Source organism: Enterobacter cloacae complex sp. S2, from assembly GCF_015159675.1.
GTDB classification, from domain to species: Bacteria; Pseudomonadota; Gammaproteobacteria; order Enterobacterales; family Enterobacteriaceae; genus Enterobacter; species Enterobacter intestinihominis.
In genome coordinates, this window is the sequence record NZ_JADDTS010000095.1 from 1 (window position 1) to 878 (window position 878).

Below are 878 nucleotides of genomic sequence, written 5' to 3' on the forward strand. Positions count from 1 at the left end.
GTTCGGGAATTTGAAGGGCTTCAGCAACATGAAGTAGAGATAGTCTTCATCAATGACGGCAGTAAAGACGCGACAGAATCAATTATCAACGCGCTTGCTGTTGCCGATCCACTTGTTGTTCCACTGTCATTCACTCGTAACTTTGGGAAAGAACCAGCTTTGTTTGCCGGTCTTGACCATGCGACAGGTGAAGCGATTATCCCGATTGACGTAGACTTGCAGGATCCTATCGAAGTCATTCCTCACCTGATCGAGAAGTGGCAGGCCGGGGCAGATATGGTTCTTGCCAAGCGCTCTGACCGCTCCACTGATGGCAGGCTGAAGCGCAAGACAGCTGAGTGGTTCTATAAGCTGCACAACAAGATCAGCAATCCAAAGATTGAAGAAAACGTTGGTGACTTCCGTCTTATGTCTCGCGAGGTGGTGGAAAACATTAAGCTCATGCCAGAGCGCAACCTGTTTATGAAGGGCGTTCTGAGCTGGGTGGGCGGCCGCACTGATGTAGTCGAGTACGCCCGTGCCGAGCGTGTTGCAGGCAGCACGAAGTTTAACGGCTGGAAGTTGTGGAACTTGGCACTTGAAGGGATCACAAGCTTCTCTACATTCCCTCTGCGTATGTGGACCTATATCGGACTTTTTGTTGCCGGAGTAGCATTCCTGTATGGAACGTGGATGATCATTGACACACTTGTTTTTGGGAATGCCGTTCGCGGTTATCCGTCATTACTTGTATCAATTCTGTTCTTAGGCGGCATACAATTAATTGGCATTGGTGTTTTAGGAGAATATATCGGAAGGATTTATGTTGAAGTTAAAAATAGACCTAGGTATGTTCTTAAAGGGAAATTATAATGCGTATATATAAACTGAGCCCTATT

The 878-nt window shown here is 46.9% G+C and carries 1 protein-coding gene; it reads left to right on the forward strand.

Annotated features, from left to right (window positions below; translation table 11 throughout):
- On the forward strand, window positions 1–852 hold an 852-nt coding region (locus IPZ49_RS22900), incomplete at its 5' end, for a glycosyltransferase family 2 protein (protein WP_193762895.1).
- Window positions 853–878 lie beyond the last annotated feature (26 nt).